At 37.8% G+C, this 23,442-nt stretch carries 19 protein-coding genes; 11 read left to right on the top strand and 8 right to left on the bottom strand.

Annotated elements, in window-relative coordinates; all coding sequences use genetic code 11:
* Positions 1–9: 9 nt before the first annotated feature.
* Positions 10–444, top strand: a complete 435-nt coding sequence (locus EV142_RS18250; protein ID WP_132037285.1) for a cytochrome c oxidase assembly factor Coa1 family protein — start codon at positions 10–12, stop codon at positions 442–444.
* Here the strand turns inward: EV142_RS18250 and EV142_RS18245 are convergent.
* The gene (locus EV142_RS18245; RefSeq protein ID WP_132037284.1) at positions 439–1,209 is read right to left on the bottom strand and encodes a nitrilase family protein; all 771 of its coding nucleotides are present in this window, start codon (positions 1,207–1,209) and stop codon (positions 439–441) included. The two genes, EV142_RS18250 and EV142_RS18245, sit on opposite strands and share 6 nt — an antisense overlap.
* A 233-nt stretch (positions 1,210–1,442) precedes the next feature.
* On the opposite strand from EV142_RS18245, the gene EV142_RS18240 reads away from it, so the two are divergent.
* The 8 genes from EV142_RS18240 to EV142_RS18205 all read left to right on the top strand — a co-directional run bounded on the left by EV142_RS18240 (position 1,443) and on the right by EV142_RS18205 (position 12,239).
* Complete coding sequence (locus EV142_RS18240; RefSeq protein ID WP_132037283.1) at positions 1,443–4,598, top strand: SusC/RagA family TonB-linked outer membrane protein; 3,156 nt, start codon at positions 1,443–1,445, stop codon at positions 4,596–4,598.
* 10 nt (positions 4,599–4,608) lie between these two features.
* A complete protein-coding gene (locus EV142_RS18235) occupies positions 4,609–6,138 on the top strand; it encodes a SusD/RagB family nutrient-binding outer membrane lipoprotein (protein ID WP_132037282.1) in 1,530 nt (509 codons plus the stop codon).
* Between the two features lie 14 nt (positions 6,139–6,152).
* The gene (locus tag EV142_RS18230; protein ID WP_132037281.1) at positions 6,153–7,472 is read left to right on the top strand and encodes a GntP family permease; all 1,320 of its coding nucleotides are present in this window, start codon (positions 6,153–6,155) and stop codon (positions 7,470–7,472) included.
* 4 nt (positions 7,473–7,476) lie between these two features.
* Positions 7,477–7,944 (top strand): RidA family protein, encoded by a 468-nt coding sequence (locus EV142_RS18225; RefSeq protein WP_132037280.1) that lies wholly within the window; start codon positions 7,477–7,479, stop codon positions 7,942–7,944.
* 284 nt (positions 7,945–8,228) lie between these two features.
* Entirely contained in the window at positions 8,229–9,260 is a 1,032-nt protein-coding gene (locus EV142_RS18220) for a sugar kinase (RefSeq protein WP_132037279.1), read from the top strand.
* Between the two features lie 12 nt (positions 9,261–9,272).
* Positions 9,273–9,920, top strand: a complete 648-nt coding sequence (locus tag EV142_RS18215; RefSeq protein ID WP_132037278.1) for a bifunctional 4-hydroxy-2-oxoglutarate aldolase/2-dehydro-3-deoxy-phosphogluconate aldolase — start codon at positions 9,273–9,275, stop codon at positions 9,918–9,920.
* Between the two features lie 3 nt (positions 9,921–9,923).
* The gene (locus EV142_RS18210; protein ID WP_132037277.1) at positions 9,924–11,039 is read left to right on the top strand and encodes a D-TA family PLP-dependent enzyme; all 1,116 of its coding nucleotides are present in this window, start codon (positions 9,924–9,926) and stop codon (positions 11,037–11,039) included.
* 129 nt (positions 11,040–11,168) lie between these two features.
* Positions 11,169–12,239 carry a dipeptidase gene (locus EV142_RS18205; protein ID WP_132037276.1) on the top strand — a complete coding sequence of 357 codons (1,071 nt, stop codon included), beginning with the start codon at positions 11,169–11,171 and terminating at the stop codon, positions 12,237–12,239.
* Here EV142_RS18205 and EV142_RS18200 read toward each other — a convergent pair.
* Positions 12,236–13,012, bottom strand: coding sequence for a DeoR/GlpR family DNA-binding transcription regulator (locus EV142_RS18200; protein ID WP_132037275.1), 777 nt, complete (start codon positions 13,010–13,012; stop codon positions 12,236–12,238). The two genes, EV142_RS18205 and EV142_RS18200, sit on opposite strands and share 4 nt — an antisense overlap.
* 190 nt (positions 13,013–13,202) lie before the next feature.
* Here EV142_RS18200 and EV142_RS18195 point away from each other — a divergent pair, with 190 nt between their 5' ends.
* Positions 13,203–15,506, top strand: a complete 2,304-nt coding sequence (locus EV142_RS18195; protein WP_132037274.1) for a family 20 glycosylhydrolase — start codon at positions 13,203–13,205, stop codon at positions 15,504–15,506.
* A gap of 359 nt (positions 15,507–15,865) precedes the next feature.
* Here the strand turns inward: EV142_RS18195 and EV142_RS18190 are convergent, their stop codons facing one another.
* Genes EV142_RS18190 through EV142_RS18180 form a run of 3 tightly spaced genes read right to left on the bottom strand, consistent with a single transcriptional unit; the run spans position 15,866 to position 19,339 of the window.
* Positions 15,866–16,612 carry a succinate dehydrogenase/fumarate reductase iron-sulfur subunit gene (locus EV142_RS18190; protein WP_132037273.1) on the bottom strand — a complete coding sequence of 249 codons (747 nt, stop codon included), beginning with the start codon at positions 16,610–16,612 and terminating at the stop codon, positions 15,866–15,868.
* Positions 16,613–16,661: 49 nt separating this feature from the next.
* On the bottom strand, positions 16,662–18,662 hold the full coding sequence (locus EV142_RS18185) for a fumarate reductase/succinate dehydrogenase flavoprotein subunit (protein WP_132037272.1): 2,001 nt from the start codon (positions 18,660–18,662) through the stop codon (positions 16,662–16,664).
* Positions 18,663–18,673: 11 nt separating this feature from the next.
* Positions 18,674–19,339: a succinate dehydrogenase cytochrome b subunit gene (locus EV142_RS18180; protein WP_132037271.1), complete on the bottom strand. Its 666-nt coding sequence runs from the start codon at positions 19,337–19,339 to the stop codon at positions 18,674–18,676.
* 321 nt (positions 19,340–19,660) lie between these two features.
* Here EV142_RS18180 and EV142_RS18175 point away from each other — a divergent pair, with 321 nt between their 5' ends.
* Entirely contained in the window at positions 19,661–21,022 is a 1,362-nt protein-coding gene (locus EV142_RS18175; RefSeq protein ID WP_132037270.1) for a hydroxymethylglutaryl-CoA synthase family protein, read from the top strand.
* A gap of 78 nt (positions 21,023–21,100) precedes the next feature.
* Here EV142_RS18175 and EV142_RS18170 read toward each other — a convergent pair whose 3' ends face one another.
* The 3 genes from EV142_RS18170 to EV142_RS18155 all read right to left on the bottom strand — a co-directional run bounded on the left by EV142_RS18170 (position 21,101) and on the right by EV142_RS18155 (position 23,424).
* Entirely contained in the window at positions 21,101–22,273 is a 1,173-nt protein-coding gene (locus EV142_RS18170) for a DUF5018 domain-containing protein (protein WP_132037269.1), read from the bottom strand.
* Positions 22,274–22,623: 350 nt separating this feature from the next.
* Positions 22,624–22,995, bottom strand: a complete 372-nt coding sequence (locus EV142_RS18160; RefSeq protein WP_132037267.1) for a hypothetical protein — start codon at positions 22,993–22,995, stop codon at positions 22,624–22,626.
* A gap of 51 nt (positions 22,996–23,046) precedes the next feature.
* A complete protein-coding gene (locus EV142_RS18155) occupies positions 23,047–23,424 on the bottom strand; it encodes a nuclear transport factor 2 family protein (protein ID WP_132037266.1) in 378 nt (125 codons plus the stop codon).
* Positions 23,425–23,442 lie beyond the last annotated feature (18 nt).

The following is a 23,442-nucleotide window of genomic DNA, read 5'->3' as shown; positions in this document are numbered from 1 at the left end:
ACCGTAAAAATGGATAATGATGTAGTTCAAAAAGAAAGCTGGATAAAGAAAAACTGGAAATGGTTTTCAGCGGGATGCCTTTTTGTACTGTTTATAGTTTCAATATCTGTAAATTCCGGAAAAGGGATTAGTGATATGGCTCAGGCCTATACAGAAAACTCACTTTATAAAAATGCAATACATCAGGCAAACTCAAATACCAGAATCCTTGAAGTTATGGGCGAAATCAAGCAAATTGATAAATTAGCCATTATAGAAGGAAATGCTTCCTATTCCAACAATAATAATTCTGTTGATTTATCTGTTAGAATAGAGGGTTCAAAAGGCAGAGGGAAATTAAATATTTCCGCTATCAAAAAAGGGACTGAATGGGAGTACAAAAAAATTACCGTTCGTACCAAAAACTCAAAAGAAGAAATTACAGTTTTAAAATCTAATTTATAGTATTTTAATTTCAAACTGATCCCTGTCACTTAAAAAATCCAGCTTTTTACGCGTTTCCAGCATTGGTTTTTTATCGATTTCAACTATAAAAACACCTTCGTTTTCCTGGGGATCCAAAACTGGATTTCCAAGAAAATCAACAACCTGCGAATGACCAATATGCTCATACGCATTCGCATCCAGTCCGACCCTGTTTACGGCGACTACATAACTCAGGTTTTCAATGGCACGCGCTTTCAGCAAAGCATCCCAGGCATTCGTGCGAACTTTCGGCCAATTGGCTACGTATAAAAGCAAGTCATAATTTTCTACATTTCTTGCAAAAACAGGAAATCTTAAATCATAACAAATCTGAAGACAGATTTTCCAGTCTAAATACTCCACGATTACTTTCTGAGTTCCGGCCTCGTAGTACTTATCTTCTCCGGCCAGTGAAAACAAATGGCGTTTATTATACTGTTGTATTTGTCCATTCGGAAAAACAAACAGCATGCGGTTGTAATACTTCTCCTCTTCTGAAATAATGACACTGCCCGCAATGGCCATTTTTTTCTGCCTTGCCAAAGACTGCATCCAAAGCACCGTTTCTCCCTGCATGGTTTCGGCTACTTCGCTGGCATTCATGGTAAAACCAGTGGAAAACATTTCAGGAAGCACCACTAAATTCACTTCTGAATCGAGTTGATTTATTTTCGATTCGAAGTTATTTCTATTCTTAGAAGCGTCTTCCCAATAAAGATCGGATTGAATAAGTGCAATTTTCATACTTCAAAAATACGAATTTTCAGCCAAAATTTATTTTTGCAATACTAAAACACTTTATGCAAAAAAATCTCAAAATACCTTCAAAAACAGTACTTCTTTTAGAATTTAAAAATACTTCAGCAAAAAATATTGCAAAAAATATGCATTTTGTGCAAAAAAAATGCAAACGTGAAAAATAAATATTTATATTTGATCGCCAACAAAAACCAAAAAAACATGAAAACCAAAGAATTATGAAAACAAAGCTAATTTCATTCGTGCTTATGGGAGGGATAATCCTTTCCGCAAGCGCAAAAGAGACTGCAATTAAAAAGCCTCTTTTTGAACAAACAAGCAATCAGGTCGAAATTTCAGGTCAGGTATTAGGCCAGGATGACGGAATGCCAATTGCCGGAGCTACTATTTATGCGGAAAGCAATAATAAATTAGTAACAATTTCTGACGAAAACGGAAAATTTAAATTAAATGTTCCTGAAAACGAAGTCCACATTATTGTAACCTATATGGGCTACGAAACTTTATCATTTGCTTTAATTAAAACTACAAGTTTAACGATTAGACTAAAACCGGCAGAAAATGTTCTGGATCAGGTTGTAGTAACGGCACTTGGTGTTAAAAAAAGCAGTAAATCAATTGCATACGCAGTAACGGAACTTAAAGGAACAGAATTTACAAAGGCGAAAGAAACCAATATCGCCAATGCGCTGGTAGGTAAAATTGCCGGTGTAAATGTAAGCAGTACCTCAACGGGTCCAAACGGATCAACCCGCGTCGTGATTCGTGGTAATGGCTCCCTTAATGGAAACAACCAGCCGATGTATGTGGTAAATGATTTACCAATAGACAATACCCAGCTTAATTTACCGGGAATTGGTAACGGAGCGGGATCCACCAGAATCAATGTAGACCGAGGTGACGGAACTTCTGTCATCAACCCTGATGATATTAAAACCATTACCGTTCTTAAAGGAGGAACAGCAGCCGCGCTTTACGGTGCAAGTGCTGCCAATGGAGTTATTCTGATTCAGACCAAAAGAGGTGCCGCCCAAAAAGGTATTGGGGTAGATTACAACTCCTCCTTTACTTTCGAAACTCCGTCTATTACACCGGACTGGCAGTACGAATACGGTTCAGGCTCACTAGGCAAAAAACCAACCACACAAGCCGAAGCTATAGCCGCCGGACGTTGGTCCTGGGGAGCCAAAATGGATGGTACAGATGTGATTCAGTTTGACGGAGTGGCAAGACCGTACTCTCCTCAAAAAAACAACATTAAAAACTTTTATCAGACCGGAACCACTTACATTAACTCTATCGCTTTATCCGGAGGAACAGAAAAAGCAACAGGGCGTCTTTCTTTCATGAACATGGATAACGAAGGTGTTGTACCGAATTCAGATTTTAATCGTAAAAGTGTAAACATTGCAACAAACGTCAACTTAACCAACTGGTTAAAATTTGATGTAGTCGCGCAGTACAACATTGACAAAGCAAACAACAGGGTAACCGTTTCTGATGCAGAAGCCAATCCAAACTGGGGAACTTATATGATTGGTAATACGGTCGATATTAGAAATCTTGCTCCGGGTTATGATGCCAACGGCATTGAACAAGCATGGAATCCTGTTGCAGTGGCTACAAATCCTTATTATGTGATCAATAAAATTAAAAACAGCGATACCAAAAACCGTTTCATCGGAATGTTGAACGTAAAATTGAACTTCACACCGGACTTGTTCCTTCAGGGACGAATCGGACAAGATTATACGAATTATGATTTCTTCGGATATATTCCAAAAACAACTTTAAACAATCCGGTTGGATACGCACAAGGTTCTAAAGTAAAATTACAAAACCTGAATTCGGAAGCAATTCTGAATTATACCAAGAAAAACATTTTCCAGGATTTCTCTTTAAATGCTCTGGTTGGAGTCAATTCCCGCACGACTTTAAGAGACGAAACCAAAGTGGAAGGATCGAATTTTGTGTTAGATGATTTCTATGCCTTAAGCAATTTATCTACCCTGACGTATACGTATCCCTACGGAAAAACCAAAACAAACTCCGTTTACGGTGCAGTAGATTTAGATTACAAAAACATTATTTTCTTAAACTTAACGGGACGTCAGGATTGGTTTTCTACCTTATCTAAAGAAAACAACACCGTATTTTATCCTTCGATCGGAACCAGTATCATCCTTTCGGATATCATAAAAATGCCGGAATGGGTTTCTTTCACCAAACTAAGAACTTCATGGGCTCAGGTAGGTGGAGCCACTCCGGATCCGTATGCCCTGAACCCGTCTTATTCCATGATTCAGGGCGGACATAACGGACAACAATTACAGGGACCCACAAGTTCAAGAGTACCAAATGCGACTTTAAGTCCGTTAACTTCCACTACATTTGAAATTGGTACCGATTTAGGCTTTTTCAACAATCGCCTGAATCTTGATGTGGCCTGGTACAACCGCGCTACCACCAATGATATTGTTGAAACTACAATCTCTAACGCTTCAGGAGCAAACACGGCTTTACTGAATCTTGGAAAGATGAGAAATAAAGGAATTGAGCTTTTGCTTAGCGGAAAAATAATCAACAATGAAAATTTCTCCTGGGAAGCCAGCTTCAACGGATCCTACAATGAAAATACAGTTGAAGCCCTTACCGATCAGCTAAACTCGATTACAATGGCAACTTCTGTAAATGGTTACGTTACGATTACCAGTGATGTTGGTCGTCCGTACAGCATTATAAAAGGATACAAACCCCGTAAAGATGCCAATGGCAATACGGTTTACAACGTAAGCGGCGGATCGGCCACTATCGCACAAGGTCCTCTTGAGGAATTGGGTCAGGGAGTTCACCCATGGTCAGCGGGTATTAGCAATGAATTTAAATACAAAGCTTTATCCTTCAGCTTTTTAATTGACGGAAAATTTGGCGGAAGCTTATATTCCGGAACCGATTTGTACGGAACGCGTATGGGATTAACAAAACTTACCCTGGAAGGTCGTGAAAACGGATTACCGATTTCAGGTGTAGATACCAACGGAAATCCGGTTAACATGGTTATTGCCCCGGAAAACCTGAGAACCTACTATGACGGATTAAGAAACATATCGTCAACGTTTGTTTATGATGCGAGTTTTGTAAAACTAAGACAGGTAATTTTTGGTTATCAGCTGCCAATCGAAAAAATAAGAGGATTATCTAAACTTCAGGGAGCTTCTGTTTCATTTGTGGCAAGAAACTTATTCATTCTTTACAAGAAAACACCAAACGTAGATCCGGAATCTGTATTTAGTGCCGGAAATGCTCAGGGTGTAGAACAATTCGGAGTGCCAAAAACAAGAAGTTTTGGTTTAAGTTTAAACGTTAAATTTTAAATTAAAAGACATGAAAAAGAGAACCATATTATATATCACAGGAATACTTTTAGCAAGTATGACCGCCTGTACCAAGGATTTCGAAGAAATAAATACGAATCCGAATGTTGTTGAGAAACCCACTCCGAATTTTATTTTCAGCAAATCGCAATTAGACGGTTTAAACAATAATTATTTTGCCACCAATATTCTGGAATGCGGCGGAATGCTGCAACATTATGCAACCTACAAAGAAGCTTCGGGTGCCGGTGATAAATACCTGAGCAATGAAGTGTATTATTCCGCTTATTTTAACCAGGCCTATCCAACCGGTGTAAATGAAGTTGAAATTGTAATTGAGACCCTGAAAAATAGTCCTAATGAAAGCAACAAATTTAATATTGCCCGAATCTGGAAAGCGTACTTGTACCACCGAATTACTGATTTGTACGGAGACATTCCTTATTTTGAAGCTGCGAAAGCAAATAGTACGCAGGTTTTTCTTCCGAAATATGATTCTCAGGAAGCGATTTATAAAGACCTGTTAAAAGAACTGGATGAAGCTGCAACTGCACTTGATGCTTCTAAACCAAGTTTTGGCAAAGCCGATTTCATTTATGACGGCGATATCACAAAATGGAAAAAATTCTCGTATTCGTTAATGCTTCGTCTTGGATTAAGATTATCAAAAGTAGACGCTAATCTTTCCAAAACATGGGTAACCAAAGCGATTGCCGGTGGAGTAATCCTAAACGGCACCGATAATGCGATCATGAAATACACAGACGGTCCGAATGATTTCAACAGAAATCCGGTTGGACTTGATTCCAGAAGACAAGACTTTACCCAGGGATCATTTGGTCAGAAAAATGTGGAAGGCGGAAAACTGGCTAAAACGTTCATTGATTTATTGCAAGCCACCGCAGATCCAAGAATTAGTGTTTATGCCGGAGTTTGGCAGGGAACAGCCCAAAACACAACACTGGCGGTACAAAAAGGTTTCCCGAACGGACTTAAAACAGCACCTACTCCAACGGAGCAGGCTAAGTATTCGGAACCCAACCAAAGTACCGTTTTTAAATACGATGCGCCACTGGTACTGATTAGCAACGCAGAAACCAATCTGTACCTGGCGGAAGCTGCAGCAAGAAGATGGTATACAACGGAAACCGATAAAGATTTATATGAGAAAGGCGTAAAAGCATCCTTCCTGAATATGGGAATTTACGGAGCAGGTTACACCATTGCCGATGCTACGCCTTATTTAACGGCAAATCCTTTTAATGCTGCCGGATCATTAGACCAAAAAATGAATCAGATACACACGCAGATTTGGATTGCTTTATTTGTAGACGAGCAGGAAGTGTATGCCAACTGGAGAAGAACAGGTTATCCGGTTTTGATTCCTGTAAACTTCCCTGGGAATGTTACAAACGGCACAATTCCAAGACGTTTCAAATATCCGACAAGCGAATATTCAGTGAATTCCGCTAACTTAGCTGAAGCGATCAAACGCCAAGGCCAGGATACTTTCACCACAAAAATCTGGTGGGATAAATAAAACACAAGAGATAAATGAGCATTTTAATTCTTACTGCATGCATTGCTTTTTTAATCCTGCAAATAGCCTGGTTTAAAATCAATCCTTTTATTGCATTCATCATAACAGCTTTATTAGCAGGTCTTTTTTTAGGCCTGCCGATAAACACTTTGTCACAAACCGTGCAAAAAGGGCTGGGCGAAATGCTGGGTTCTATTACACTGATTATTGTTTTTGGAACCTGCATTGGTAAACTTACCGTTTCGTCCGGAGCAGCAAATGTTATTGCGAAAACAGTGATGGGATGGACGGGCAAAAAATACGTTCGCTTAGGCCTTATGATTACCGGGTTTATTGTTGGGATACCACTGTTTTACAGTGTTGGATTTGTTTTGTTAGTACCGCTGATCTTTTCAGTAGCCCATCAATTTAAACTGTCAAAGGTATATTTGGGAATTCCTATGCTGGCGTCGCTTTCAGTGGCACACGGTTTTTTGCCCCCGCATCCGTCTCCAATGGCATTGAGCAGTATTTTAAATGCCGATATCGGACTGGTGCTGGTTTATGGAATTATCATCGCCATACCGACTATTTTTATCGCGGGTTTATTATTTTCGAATTTGCTTAAAAATATCAAAACCGAATCGAATCATGAAATTTTAAATGTAGAAGAAATCGCTAATCCGGGCACACTTCCAAGTTTTTCGATTAGCTTATTCTCTGCCTTATTTCCTGTTTTTGGTTTAACCCTAACATCCTTATTGCCCCTGATTTCAACAAATGAAACGTTACTAAAGCTCTGTAAAACAGTTGGTGAACCCAGTATGATTATGCTCATTTCGTTGCTTATTTGTACCTACACTTTAGGCATACGAATGAACCGAAGCCTGACTTCTGTTATGGATGATTATGCGATCGCGATTAAAGACGTGGCACTGATTGTTTTGATTGTCGGCGGAGCGGGAAGCCTGAAAGAAGTGATGATTGTAAGCGGTGTAAACGAAACTATCGTAGCGACTTTAACACAGACGAACATTCACCCTTATTTGCTGGCCTGGATAATGGCCGCGATAATTCGGGTTTGTGTGGGCTCTGCAACCGCTGCCGGATTAATGACTGCCAGCGTTTTACTACCTTTACTACAAACTAACGGACTCGACCCCAATCTGTTAGTTTTAGCTGTAGGAGCCGGAAGTCTGATGTGCTCCCACGTAAACGATCCGAGTTTCTGGATGTTTAAAGAATATTTTAATATCAGCCTGAAAGATACTTTTAAATCATGGACCGTCATGGAATCTTTAGTATCGGTTTTAGGAATCATTTTCGTTTTTATTTTAAACTCAATTATACATTAATATCATGAATTTATTACCACAGGAAAAATTTGAAACATTAGGTTTATCACTACCTCCGGCACCCCAACCGCTTGGTATCTACAAACCTTATTTAGTTGATGGTAAATATTTATACCTGTCGGGACACGGCCCTGTTCGGGATGACAAATCCTTAATCATCGGAAGAATCGGTGATGACATGGATATTGAAGAAGGAAAACTAGCCGCAAGACAAGTTGGACTGACCATGCTTTCTACCATCGTAACCAATTTTGGAAGCCTGGACAAAGTAAAAAGAGTTGTAAAAGTACTGGGAATGGTAAATTGTAATGGTGATTTCCTGAGACATCCCTACGTAATCAACGGCTGCAGTGAATTGTTTGCCGAAGTTTGGGGACAGGAAAACGGAATCGGCGTACGAAGCGCCGTTGGAATGGGCTCACTACCGGACAATATTCCTGTTGAAGTAGAAGCCGTTTTTGAATTATATTAAAAAGTTATGCCACGGATTACAGGATTGAAATGATTTTCTTGCGATAAATTGCACGAATTTACACGAATCAGCTCGCTTAACCGTTTTGGAATTATTTAAAAAAGTTCTGCCACAGATTGCACAGATTAAAATGATTTTTTTAGCCACGAATTTATGCGAATCAGTGCGTAAAGAAATTCGTGAAAATTCGTGTAATTGCTTCGCCTATTCGCTATCGCTCGAGTCGTGGCAAAAAACACAACGTTTATAAATCTCTATAATCTGTGGCAAAAAAAAACACAACAATGAATACAAAAACCTCAAAAACCAGAATTGCAACTTTTGGCGAATTATTACTTCGAATGAATGTTATCGATGGCTATCGCTTTACGCAAGCCAGTGAAATGCGCGTTCATGTAGGCGGAGCCGAAGCCAATGTTTGTGTATTACTTTCCCAACTTGGCATTCAGACTGATTATATTACGAGATTACCGGAAAATGATCTGGCGCAACTGGCGTTAAACGAACTTCAGAAATACAAAGTAAGTACCTCAAAATGTGTGTATGGCGGAGAACGTCTGGGATTGTATTTTGTCGAAGCCGGAAATCAGATCAGGCAGTCGCAGGTGATTTACGACCGAAGTAATTCTTCTTTCGCCACCATACAAAAAGATCAGATTAACTGGGATTTGGCTTTGGCCGATGTCACGCATTTTCACTGGTCAGGAATAAGCCCGGGCGTATCACTTGAAGCAGGTTTAGCTTGTAAAGAAGCAATCCTTTCCGCACACAAAAAAGGAATTCCTATTTCTTCTGATTTTAATTTCAGATCTAAATTATGGCAATACGGAAAACATCCTTCCGAAATCATGCCCGATTTGCTTCAGTACAGCACCATCACGGTCGCGGATTTAGATGCCGTAGCCATTTATTTCGGAATCACGACTGATGCAAAAGAATCCGATACCAATCGTTTTCAGCAAACATTCGAATTATTAAAAATAAAAATGCCTTCTCTAAAAACACTGGCCATGAGTTTTAGAAAATCAGACGGACCGGCACATTTATACAAAGGATTGCTTTTGCATGAAGGCAATTTTCATGAAACAAAAGAACAAAAAATACATCTGGTAACGGATCAGATTGGTTCCGGTGATGCTTTTACAGCAGGTTTGCTTTACGGATTGGCCCATACCTTTTCAGGCCAGGAATGTATCGATTGGGCCACAGCCTGCGGGGTGATCAAACAGAGTATTCCCGGAGACTTTGCGATCAGCAATCCAGCAGAAATAAGTCATTTTATCAAAAATGGCTCCAGTAACAGAATTAACAGATAAATTTCCCCAAATATGTACAGCATTTTAAAAGCACAAGGCGTACTTCCGTTAGTCACTCAAATCAACATTCAAACTGCCGAAATCATATTGAAATCAGCTGCGGCAACTGGTATTAAAATCATTGAGTTTGCAGCGCGCTCCAATGATGCAAAGGAAGTTTTCAGCCAGATGATTGCGTTTAGAAATGCTAATAAATTAGATATAAAAATTGCGGTTGGCTCTATTTTAACCGTTACTGATGCGGAAGCTTACCATCAATTGGGAGCCGACTGCATCGTTTGTCCGCATACCGATTTAGAAATAGGCAATTATTGTTTTAAGAATAATGTGTACTGGATTCCCGGAGCAGCTACTCTAAACGAGGTGCTGCATGCCAATAAATTAGGCGCAGAAGTTGTCAAATTGTTCCCTGCCGATAAAATTGGCGGACCCGGATATGTAAAAGCGATCAAAGCCCCTTTTCCGAATTTAAAATTAATGCCAACCGGAGGCGTGACTCTAGAAGAAAGCAACTTAAGATCCTGGTTTAAAGTTGGTGTGGTTTGTGTCGGAATCGGATCTAATTTATTTTCAAAGGAACTGTTGGCCCAACTGACGTTTGAAAAATCAGTTGAAGCTTTTCAGAATTTAATTGAAGTTGTTGAAAAAACCAAAAACTAGAGTATGCAAAAAGATTGGTGGAAAATTAATTCCGAAACCCTTATTGACACTCCTTTTTTAGCTGTTTACGAAGATCGTATCCAGTCGAATATTGAGCGTCTGATTGAATTCGTAAATGGTGATGTTCAAAAATTAAGACCCCATATCAAGACACATAAAATTGGTGAGATCCTCGATTTATTTAAAACCTACGGCATCCAAAAAATAAAATGCGCCACTATTGCCGAAGCGGAATTGGCAGCGATACACGAAATTTCAGATGTACTTCTCGCCTATCAGCCTGTCGGAGTTAAAAAAGAGAGATGGATTTCATTACTAAAAAAATATCCCAGCACTGCTTTTTCGACGATTGTTGACAATATCGAATCAGCAAAAGCTTTGAATGAAATTGCGCAGCAAAACAGTTTACAACTTACGGTTTATCTGGACCTGAATACCGGAATGAATCGAACGGGAGTCTCCATTTCTAAAAACTGGATAGCTTTAATAGAAGAAATTGTTACCTTAAAAAACATTCATTTCGCCGGAATTCATATTTACGATGGTCATTTGAAAGGTGATTTAGAACACCGCGTTGCTGCCGCTTCCAACTTGTTTTTCAGTATCAATGAAGCAGTCGAAACCCTTCAGGAAAAGCTGGGTTACGCACTAAAAATTGTTGCCGGCGGATCGAATACATTTCCGTTTTATGCCACTCAGAACAACTTAGAATGCAGTCCCGGAACTTTTGTTTTTTGGGATTCGAATTACCAGATTCATTTACCCGAACAAAATTTTGAGCCTGCTCTGGTTATTGTCGGAACTATTATTTCAAAACCTACAAGTACCACATTTTGTATTGATATCGGATACAAAGCCGTAGCTTCCGAAAACCCGATCGACAAAAGATTAGTGCTTTTAAATGATGAAAACCTAATCCCGACGGCACATTCAGAAGAGCACTTAATTATAGAAAACAGAGGAAAAAACGAGTATGCTATCGGCGATACGATTTACGCCCAGCCCTATCATGTCTGCCCCACCTGCGCGCTTTACGATTCGGTTCAGGTTGTAAATGCAGCCCATGAAATTTGCGATCAATGGCAGGTGGCGGCCCGCAGCAGAAAAATTAATATCTAGCAGCAGAAAAAGGAGAATAAAGAAAAAAGAATAGAAAAAAGAGCGAAGAAGAAAGAGAATAGACCTCATAATAACACTTGTCTAGAGAACCTCTGAGCCTTTGACCTTTGTGCCTTAAAAAAAAATACTATGTTTATAATAGACGCCCATTTAGACCTGAGCATGAATGCGATGGAATGGAACAGAGATTTAAGAAATGATGTAAAAACATTGCGCCATTTAGAAAAAGGAATGACTGACAAACCAGACCGCGAGCGCGCCACGGTTTCGTTTCCTGATTTGCGAAGAGGCAATATTGGTATTGTGGTAGCGACTCAGATCGCGCGTTTTGTAAAACCGGGCAGTATCATTCCGGGCTGGAATTCTCCCGAACAGGCCTGGGCACAAACGCAGGGACAACTGACATGGTACAAAACCATGGAAGAAGCCGGAGAAATAGTGGCGATTACCGATAAAAAATCACTCCAAAAACAAATTGAGGTATTGAATGACGGAACTCCAAACGATAAAAAGCCAATTGGTTATATTTTAAGTTTAGAAGGCGCCGATTCGATAGTTGATATTTCCTATTTAGAAAAAGCCTATAATTACGGTTTACGAGCGATCGGCCCTGCCCACTATGGTCCCGGACGTTACGCAAACGGAACAGATGCCACCGGAAAAATGAATCAGAATGGTCTTGATTTATTGAAAGAAATGGAGCGCCTGAATATTATTCTGGATGCCACACATTTATGCGACGATGCTTTTTGGCAGGCTTTAGATCACTATAACGGCCCCGTTTGGGCGAGCCATAACAATTGCAGAAGTCTTGTCGATCATAACAGACAGTACAGCGACGAAATGATTAAGGCCTTAATTTCGAGAGGAGCTGTCATTGGTGGTGCTTTAGATGCCTGGATGCTGGTTCCGAACTGGGAAAGAGGCGTTTCGACACCTTTGGGGACACAATGTAATCTGGAAACGGTTTTCAAACACATGGATCACATTTGCCAGTTGGCCGGAAATGCCAGTCATATTGGTATAGGTTCCGATCTGGATGGTGCTTTTGGCACAGAACAAGGTCCGTATGATTTAGATACGATTGCAGATTTACAAAAATTGGTGTTGATTTTTAAAAACAACGGTTATTCGGATGAAGATTTAAAAAGTATCTTTCATCAGAACTGGATTAATTTTTTAATGAAAAACTGGCATTAAATAAAAACTAAACTTGGAACTGCCTTCTTATACGATTGTAATTTTTCGTGATCGGGATTAACTTCGGTAACCACATAATCAACCTCGGATAAGCTGGCAATTTTCATTTTCAAAACGGTATCCAGTTTTTCGGAAATAGTCAGAATGGCTGTTTTTTCGGAAGCCTGAATCATTGCTTTTTTTACCTGAACGGTTTCCCAGTCAGAATCAGAGAAGCCACCTTCGATATCTAAAGCATTGGTTCCTAAAATCAGTAAGTCAACTTTAATGTTGGCCAGTTGATTGTAAACATCGCCGCTCACGCACATTTGGCTGTAAGAAGAAATGCTGCCGCCAATCATGATAATTTTAACATTGGGTTTGTCCAGAAGTTCTACTGCGGAAAGAACGGTAACCGTAAAAATAGTAAGATTTAAATCATTTGGAATCAAGCGTATGAACTCTCTGATGGTCGTTCCGCCGCCAATTAACAAAACCATGCCATCATGAAGTAAACCTAACGTTTTTTGTGCAATAACCTGTTTCGCTTCGCCTGCATAAGTCTGATTTGATGAAGAATGGTGATAGGCTTTTGTCATCGCACCACCCTTTACTTTAATCAATAAAGATTCTGATTCAAGTTCATTAATATCACGTCTGACCGTATCTTCTGAAACAAACAATTTGGCCGAAAGCGTTTCAAAACTTACACGGGTGTGCAAGTTAATCTCTTTTAAAATAAGATTTTTACGTTCTTCCTTAGTGTAATTAACCACTTCATTATCATTACTCATGCAAGTTCAATTTTGTTAGGAGCAAATGTAAACAATAAATGCAATATTATTGCGAAACAAATTATAACACAAAGTAATAAAAAAGTTAATTCATCTATTTTAAAGACATTTAAACACCAAACTCTTTTGCAAAAAAAATGCAAAGTAATTTACAAATCCTAAATTTGTTCAACAAACCAAAAAAACAACCATGCAAAAAAGTCTATTCCTCTTTTTAATATTTTGTTTTTCTTTCGGAAATGCCCAAACTTTTTCTGAAAACAATTCGATCATTCCTGCTCCAAACTCCTACAAAGCAACAGGAGACAGCATTCGTTTCAACGGAAGGATAAAAGTTGTTTTTGAAAATAATAAATTCAGTGCGCAAGAACTTAAAACGGCACAAATTTTTGAAGCTGCCGTTAATGGAAATCTACCTTCAAAAAAAGGAACTGTTGAAGTGGTGTTTATTGCTAAAAATCCTTCAGCCTCATTCAATAAAGAAGCGTACAAAATCAATATTACTTTCAAAAAAATCACCGTTACAGGTACTGAAGAAGGATTATTTTATGCTGTTCAGAGTCTGCTGCAGCTGCTGCCGAATAAAACAAAATATCAGGAAATAAAAATGCCTTGCGTAACCATCGAAGACGAGCCCAGATACAGCTACCGCGGGCTTCATCTGGATGTTTGCCGTCATTTTTTTCCGGTTGATGTTATAAAAGATTTTATCACACAAATGTCCAGTTATAAGCTAAACAACTTTCACTGGCACCTGACAGACGATCAGGGCTGGAGAATTGAAATCAAAAAATATCCAAAATTAACTGAAGTCGGTTCTAAAAGAGCGCAGACTTTAGTTGGAAATAAATTTGAACGATCGCCAATGTTCTTTGATGGAAATCCGTACGGAGGTTTTTATACACAGGAAGAAATTAAGGACGTTGTAAGATTTGCCGAGGAACATTACGTAAATATCATTCCTGAAATTGAAATGCCCGGCCATGCAACGGCAGCCGTTACTGCTTACCCCAATTTATCCTGTTTTCCGGATCGTCCGTATAAGGTTATTGAATCATGGGGTGTTTTTGAAGATATTTTCTGTGCCGGAAAAGAAGAGACTTTTACTTTTCTGGAAGATGTTTTAACAGAAGTTATCGCTTTATTCCCCAGTAAATATATTCATATCGGAGGCGATGAATGTCCGAAAGCAAGATGGAAAGCCTGCCCGAATTGCCAGAAAAGAATTGCAGCTTTAGGCTTAAAAGACGAGCACCAACTACAAAGCTACCTCACCACTCGAATAGAGAAATTCCTGAATGCCAATGGAAGGCAAATTCTGGGCTGGGATGAAATGCTGGAAGGCGGACTCGCTCCAAATGCTGCTGTAATGTCCTGGCGCGGAGAAGCCGGAGGAATTAGTGCCGCGAAACAAAAGCATTTTGTGATCATGAATCCGGAACAGGTTTTATATTTAGATTACAATCAGGGCTATTCGCCAAATGAACCTTTAACCGTTGGAAGGTTAATTACAGTAGACAAAATATACCATTACAATCCAACTCCTGTTGACAGTTTAACGGTTGACGAGCAAAAATATATCATGGGCGTTCAATCTAATCTTTGGTCGGAATACCTCACAAGCCCCGCTAAATTGAATTATCAACTGTATCCAAGGGTATTTGCTTTGGCAGAAATTGCCTGGACGCAGCCTCAAAATAAAAATTACAACAATTTTGTCCTTAACAGAATGCCGCATCATTTGGAAAAACTGGAAGCACAAAAAAGATTGTATAAAGTTCCAACTCCTTTTGGTTCTGATGAAACCGCTTTGATTGCCTCAAAATATGTTTTAGATTTAAAACCAACGATCAAAAACGGACAGATTTTTTATACCATCGATGGTTACAATCCGGATGAAACGGCAGAACTTTATGAAAAGCCAGTAACTATAAATATTCCGAAAGGAGAATACCGAACTATCAAAACGGTTCAGATTAGCCCAAGCGGAAGAAAAAGTTCTATCAATAAAATATTGGTTAAAAATCCGGATTTAAAAGCAGCATTAGCAGTAAACCCAACCAAACAAGGTTTAAAATATGAGTATTTCACTGGAAAATTATTTCAGCAGGTTCAGGATTTAGAACTGGCAAAACCTGTGAATTCAGGAATTTTTGAAGGAGCGGTCAGCAGTGAAAAATGGAAATCGAAAACAGAGCGTTATATTGGCTTAAAATTCGACGGATACCTCTATATTCCGGAAACGGGAAACTATACCATTTCGACGCTTTCAGATGACGGATCGAAGCTTTTTATCGATAATGAATTAATCGTCAATAATGACGGCATTCATTGGCTTAACGAAGCGTATGGTGTTGCAAAACTTGAAAAAGGTTTTCATAAAATCAACATTAACTATTTTGATCAGATTGGCGGTACTACTTTAAGTTGTTTTATACAACAGGAAGGAAAAGGGAAACAGGAAATAAAGGCTTCTCAATTGTATTACGAGTAAACGCCCGGAATAAAAAGCATTTCTATGACATTGATCCTCGCGAGAATTTACAGCGCTTGTATAATATAGTTTTGTGGCAAATGTGATTTTTCTTTTTTTTTGCCACAAAAAGCGTGGCATTTTTTTTAAAATTTTCTTTTTGCCACGGAAAGTGTGGCAAATTTAATTTAATTTCAATTTTGCCACATTGCAGAATTAAAACCTTTTTATCAAAAGAAAATCTTAGGCCTTTACAATTTTATCTTTCTTAAGTTTAATTTGTGAGATTTCCTTGCCAAAGGCAGTATCTCGAAACGGTATAAACAAAAAAAATGGGGTCCTAAAACCCCATTTTTCTATTTAAAACTATTTTCTTAAAATTATCCTTTTAAGCTTGCCGCTAAATACTCACGGTTCATACGTGCGATATTTTCAAGAGAAATTCCTTTAGGACATTCTATTTCACAAGCTCCGGTGTTGGTACAGTTACCAAAGCCTTCTAAATCCATTTGGTGCACCATGTTTAAAACACGATCAACAGCTTCAACTTTACCCTGAGGCAATAATGCATATTGAGATACTTTAGCCCCAACGAACAACATAGCCGATGAGTTTTTACAAGTTGCTACACAAGCTCCGCAACCAATACACGCAGCAGCATCAAAAGATTTATCTGCATCATGTTTGTTAATCGGAATGGTATTGGCATCAATGGTATTTCCTGAAGTATTTACAGAAACAAATCCTCCTGCATGCTGAATTCTGTCGAAAGAACTTCTATCAACCACTAAATCTTTAATTACCGGGAAAGCTTTAGCTCTGAATGGCTCGATAAAAATCGTATCACCATCTTTAAACATACGCATGTGTAACTGACAAGTAGTAACTCCTCTGTCCGGTCCGTGTGCTTCTCCGTTGATGAATAATGAACACATTCCGCAGATTCCTTCACGACAATCGTGGTCAAATGCTACAGGCTCTTCTCCTTTATTGATCAATTGTTCGTTAAGAACATCAAGCATTTCAAGGAAAGACATATCTGGTTCGATTCCGTCAATTGGGTAATCAACGATTCCTCCTTTATCCTGGGCGTTTTTCTGACGCCATATTTTTAATGTAAGTTTCATTTTGTATAAGTTTTAAGCATTAAAGCAAGTATCAAGACTTCTTTAAATACTATTTGTAGCTTCTTTGAACTAATTTAATGTTTTCGTAAACCAGAGGTTCTTTGTGTAATACGGCATCACTTGGTTTTCCTTTGTATTCCCAGGCTGCAACGTAAGCAAAGTTTTCGTCATCACGAAGTGCTTCTCCTTCTTCTGTTTGGTATTCTTCACGGAAGTGACCTCCACAAGACTCATTACGGTGTAATGCATCTTTCGCGAACAACTCTCCTAACTCTAAGAAATCGGCAACACGTGTCGCTTTCTCTAATTCCTGATTAAATTCGTTAGCACTTCCCGGCACTTTTACATCTCTGTAAAACTCTTCACGTAAAGCAGCAATTTCTTCGATAGCCTCATTTAAACCTTTAGCATTACGAGCCATACCTACTTTATCCCACATGATTTTCCCTAATTTCTTATGGAAATAATCTACAGAATGAGTTCCTTTATTATTGATAAATCTGTCGATTTGATCTTTTACATTTTTCTCTGCTTCCACGAATTCCGGTAAGTCTGTAGAAATTTCACCCATTTTAATATCCGGAGCTAAATAATCTCCGATAGTGTAAGGTAATACGAAATATCCATCAGCTAAACCTTGCATCAAAGCAGAAGCTCCTAGTCTGTTTGCTCCGTGATCAGAGAAGTTAGATTCTCCGATTGAGAAACATCCCGGGATGGTAGTCATTAAGTTATAATCTACCCATGTTCCACCCATAGTGTAGTGAACCGCAGGATAAATCATCATTGGTGTTACATAAGGATCTTCATCAACGATTTTCAAGTACATTTGGAATAAGTTTCCGTATTTACTTTTTACGATATCAGTTCCTAATTTAGTTACTAAAGCAGTATCATTTGCATCCAGACCTTTTACATAAGCTTCTTCCGTTCCGTAACGTTTAATTGCAGCTGCGAAATCCAAATAAACGGCTTCACCTGTTTTATTAACACCAAAACCGGCATCACATCTTTCTTTTGCAGCACGTGAAGCGACGTCACGAGGTACTAAGTTACCAAAAGCAGGATATCTTCTTTCTAAGAAATAATCTCTTTCCGCTTCCGATAAATCAGTTGCTTTTTTCTTTCCTTCACGAATTGCCTGAGCATCTTCCAGTTTGGCAGGAACCCAGATACGACCGTCGTTACGTAACGACTCAGACATCAAAGTCAGTTTTGACTGGTGATCTCCTGAAACCGGAATACAGGTTGGGTGAATTTGTGTATAACAAGGATTGGCGAAAAACGCTCCTTTTTTATGAATTTTCCAGGCTGCTGTTGCGTTACTTCCCATAGCATTTGTAGAAAGGAAAAATACGTTTCCGTATCCTCCTGAACCAATAACTACAGCATGAGCAGAGTGTCTTTCTATTTCTCCGGTAACTAGATTACGGGCGATAATACCTCTTGCTTTTCCGTTAACGATTACTAAATCAAGCATTTCGTGACGGTTGTACATTTTTATTTTACCACGGCCAATCTGACGGTTCATTGCAGAATAAGCTCCCAGCAATAATTGTTGTCCGGTTTGTCCTTGTGCATAAAAAGTACGGGAAACCAAAGTTCCTCCAAAAGAACGGTTATCTAAAAGTCCGCCATATTCACGAGCCAATGGAACTCCCTGAGCCACACACTGGTCGATAATATTAGCCGAAACTTCAGCCAAACGGTGAACGTTTGCCTCACGGGCGCGGTAATCTCCACCTTTTACAGTATCATAAAACAATCTGTAAACCGAGTCACCGTCTCCTTTATAATTTTTTGCAGCATTGATACCACCTTGTGCCGCGATAGAGTGTGCACGTCTTGGTGAATCCTGAAAACAAAATGCTTTTACGTTATATCCTAATTCAGCCAAAGTAGCCGCAGCAGAACCTCCAGCTAAACCTGTTCCAACGATAATAATATCTAAATTACGTTTATTAGCAGGGTTTACTAAATTAATGTGATCTTTATAATCTGTCCATTTGTCCGAGATTGGACCTTTTGGGATTTTTGAATCTAATGCCATTATAATTGATATTAATTATTGAAATGATGAACTAAAGCGATTAGGATGAAAAGTGCCGGTACTACAACCGCAAATCCATAACCGATTTTACTTAAGAATCGAGAGTATTTATTGTGCATCCCAACTGATTGCAGAGAAGACGCAAATCCGTGCCAAAGGTGGAAACCTAAAAGAACGAAAGCTACACAATAAATTCCGGTACGAATTGGATCGTGAAATTTATGAACTAACTCTCCATAATATCTTGTGGCATTTGGTGCCTCACCAACTATGTATTTATAGTTTACTTCAGGAAACCAAAAATCATAAAAATGCAATCCTAAGAATGCCAAAATAACCAATCCAGAAATAATCATATTTCTTGACGACCAGGAAGCGTTAGCTGCTCCGTTGTATTTTGCGTATGCAATTGGTCTTGCCGCGCTATTCTGAGCTGTTAGTATAAATCCCATTATAAAGTGGAAAATTACACCAATTGCCAAAACAGGCTGCATTACATATTGTATTAGCGGATTGTATCCCATAAAGTGAGAAGCCTCATTAAAGACATCTTCACTAATTATAGAAATAAAATTTAAGGAAACATGCAGCGCTAAAAACGTGATTAAGAATATTCCCGAAAGGGCCATAGCCACTTTCTTTAAGATGGAAGCATTCAATAGTGCAGATTGTGCCATAAGAGTTTAAGTAGTTTGTTTTAAAAAATTATACAAAAATAAAGCAATTACAAATGAACTACAACCATTTCGTTGTTATTTATAATCATTTTAAAGAGCTTTCCGTGACTTTATTGCAAATTATTTAAAAACAAGAAAATAGAAATTTTTCACAAGCGATTTTAACGTAATCCTGACTTTTATATAATTACCAAATTGCTATTTTTTAGGACTTTTTGAGTTGTTTTCCTCAAAAGTAAAGACATCATGAATTTTATTGACCGAAAACAAGTGAATTTTAACAGCATAATTTTACCTTTATCGGCTTCAAAAAAAATCAGAATGAAAACAGGAATTGACGCTATTTCTTTTGACGTGGCCAACATACATTTACCCATAAAAACTTTGGCAACTGCCAGAAACATAGAACCCGAAAAATTGGAAAAAGGTCTTGGATTAATTAAAATGACTCTGCCCGATGTACATCAGGACGCAGTCGTTTTTGGAGCCAACGCTTTAACCAAACTGATTACTGAGAATCAAATAAACCTAAACGAAATCAGCCGGATTTATGTCGGAACCGAAAGCGGCATCGACAGTTCAAAACCGATTAGTTCTTTCCTAATCAGTTTGATGGAACAAAAATTTGGCGAAGATACCCTGGCGGAATGTGACGTTGTCGATTTTACGTTTGCCTGCATTGGCGGTGTTGATGCTTTGCAAAACTGTATTGATTTTGTAAAACTGAATCCTGCCAAAAAAGCAATTGTGGTGACCACCGATTTTGCGAAATACGACTTAAACTCCACCGGAGAATATACACAAGGTGCCGGAGCTTTGGCAATGTTAGTAACTTCCAACCCAAGAATTATTGCTTTTGATGAAAATTGGGCTACCAGTACCAAAGGTGTTTTCGACTTTTTTAAACCTTACAGAACTATCACGAAAGAAGCCATTACACAAAACGAAAACAATGATCCGTGGTTTGACAACTTAGAAGCCGAAATCGAAATTCATAAGGATCAGCCGGTTTTTGACGGTCAGTATTCGAACCAGTGTTATATGGATCGTACTCGAAATGCTTACTTCTCTTTCAAAAAATTAAAAAACACAACCGAAACTTTATACAATTCCTGGAACAGCATTATCATGCACCTTCCATACTCTTTTCAGGGACGCAGAATGTTGTCTGAGATTTATGCTTTAGACCATGCCGATAAAATTATTTCAGAAAATATCGAATCGGCAGATTATCAATCTAAAATTAAAGAAGTTGGTAAATCAGACGAATATAAAAAGTTTGTAACCGAAAAATTGCAGCCTGCAGAACTGGCTTCCTCTTTAATTGGAAATCTTTACACCGGATCCATTTTCATGGGATTATTATCGACTTTGGCTCATTATTACGACACTAAGCAAGAAATTTCCGGAACTACATTCGGATTTTTGGCCTACGGAAGCGGATCGAAATCGAAAGTTTTTGAAGGAACCATTCAAGCCGAATGGCAATCGGCTTTAGCCAAAACCAAACTTTTTGAAAACCTGAAAGAAAGTGTTGAAATTGATTTTAAAACTTACGAAAGCCTTCACAAAAAAGAACAAAAAGAAAGCATCCGAACGCCTAAAAACGAATGGGTTTTAGACCGAATCGAAAAAGAAATCCCTAATTTGATTGGGGCGAGATATTATAAATGGGTGGAATAAAATTTTAAATTCCAATAAAAAAATTCCAAATTAAATAAAAAAACCGAAGCATTTCTGCTTCGGTTTTTTTACCTCTGATTATTCCTTGCCTTCTAACTCTATGCTAAAATGCCAAGGGTGCTCAAACATGACTTTTGAATCTTCAATATTTGTATTTTCACTAACTTTAGATTCACCGGAGTAGCCAGAGTTAAAACAGAATCCAGATCCGCTTTTATTATTACCTGGACTACTCGCGGTAATTCCTAATTTTTCTCCATCCACTAGATACCAATAAAAAACATATGTTTTATTAGCCTCTAAAAGAAGGTTCAATTTTTGCAAATCAAAAGGAATAAATCCTCCACTAAACCCTCCTGAGACACCTGTAGTAGTAGTTGCTAATACATTAAGACTTGCATCTCTTATAATTAATTTCAGAACTACAGGCTGATTATAATCTTTACTATTTTCATAATAATAAAAACCTTCACGAAGGTTCACACTAAAAACAGATGGAACTAAATCTTTATCAAGGATAATTGTCTGACCAGTCGATACATTTCTATCATACGGCAAAAGATCCGGTGCATCAGTTCTGTCATCTCCACCAAACCATTTCCATGCATTGGCTTCTGTACAGGATCTTGTTCTGTTGACATCCATACGCTCTAATTTTACCTGATAAATTTTTTCTATTCCCGATTCAGATTTAACAGTAAAATTTACAGGAGATGAATAATCCTTAATACTTGCAGGATCTGGTGAAATAGAAGCATACTTTGAATATTTCAAGTCAACACTTAAATTTTTTAAATCAACGAATTCAGGTAGCCTCCTTGTTACTAGTCCAGTTTCTTTATTAATACTCGCATTCATTAAGTCTGGAGTTTTAATATTGAATTCTAAAATAAAATTATCAACACTTGGCTCTCTATTTATATTTACATTATAAGTTTTCTTATCACCATTTTCGGCTGTAACTACCAAAGTAAATGAACCATTAATGGATTTAATTGTATTTGGTTCAGGGCTTATTGTTGCACCTGTAGGAATTAAGACTGATAAGCTTAGATCATTTAATTCAAAGGTACTTTCTACTTTACCAGTAATTGAATTATCGACAACTGTAAAATCTTTAGTAACGCCTCCTTTACTTATACTAAAAGATTGAATAGTGTTTTCAGCACTCAACTTTTCCTCAGAGACACAGGAGAACATTAAAAGAGAAAAAAATAATAACGTTGGAAAAAGGTATTTTTTTGTTTTCATAGATAAATCTTGGTTTTTGGTGTTTTTTTTTGAGTGGACGAATGTAAGAAATTTAAAAATCGATATCTTATTTAAAAAAAATAAAAAACAACCAAATCAATCCTTTTTTTGTTGCTCCGTATAATTTTGTTTTATTTTAATGGTTTGATCTTCCACGTTCATTCCGTTTGCCATTCCTAACATGAAAGCCGTGATTATTACAACTATTTTTCTTTTTATCCAATGAAGTGGTCGTTTAGATCGCTCTAAACGTGTTTTATTTTTGTGTTTATACATTTTGAAAATAATAAATGATTAGACATTATTTTATCATAGAATGCGTTGAAACGCATAAATGCTTAGAAAAATCTCTAAGCGCTGTATAAACTTTTGTAGAAATTGTTTGAAGTAATTATTTCATTTACAAAAACAGATTGATTTATAAATGAAGTTAGTTTTTGGTACAGCAAATCTTGCTGTTTAAGCAGTTTCTTAACTTGAAAAGTAAAAATATTTTCTATTTTAAGAAAACTTAAAACAATTGAAAATCTTGTTTTACTGAAAGAGGCGACTTCACCAAATTTGTAAAAAAAAGAACTTTTAAGATTTAATTCTCTCCTTAAAACAACAAACGAAGACTGATAATAAGCTGCCGATTTGGATTGAGAATCTAAAGTACAGTCGCCCGCAATCACGACAAAAGCCAGAAAGAGTGCGATTAGGTATTTTAAATGTTTATTCAATCCTGATTATTTAAAGTTGATTATAGCAAAGTCATTAAGCTAAAAAATACCTTAACTTATATCTGCTAATCTAATAATTTTATTATTCGAAAATTCAAAAACAGACTTTCCTTTCAAATTTAATTCTTGTCCTTTTTGCATTCCGTTGGGAAAGTCCATTGCCAGAACGGCGCGGTAATCAATAGCAATTTCGCTTTGGTTTTCTGAATGGCTGAATAATGTAATTGTTTGTTCTCTTTCCGAGAAGTACTTTTTCGCTTCCTCTGCCTGATTTCTAAATTCCTTCAGTCCTGACAAAGTCATGTTTACTTCGGCATTTTGAATATTCTCAAAAACAATTTTGTCATCAAAATCAGCCATCATTTTATCAATATCAAATTGATTGTAACCGGCAATATAGTTTTCTATTATTTTTTCTCTGTCAATCATACTGTCAAAAATAGATAT

This window comes from Flavobacterium circumlabens, assembly GCF_004345565.1.
GTDB lineage: Bacteria > Bacteroidota > Bacteroidia > Flavobacteriales > Flavobacteriaceae > Flavobacterium > Flavobacterium circumlabens.
This window is presented reverse-complemented; position numbering and strand designations above follow the sequence as displayed.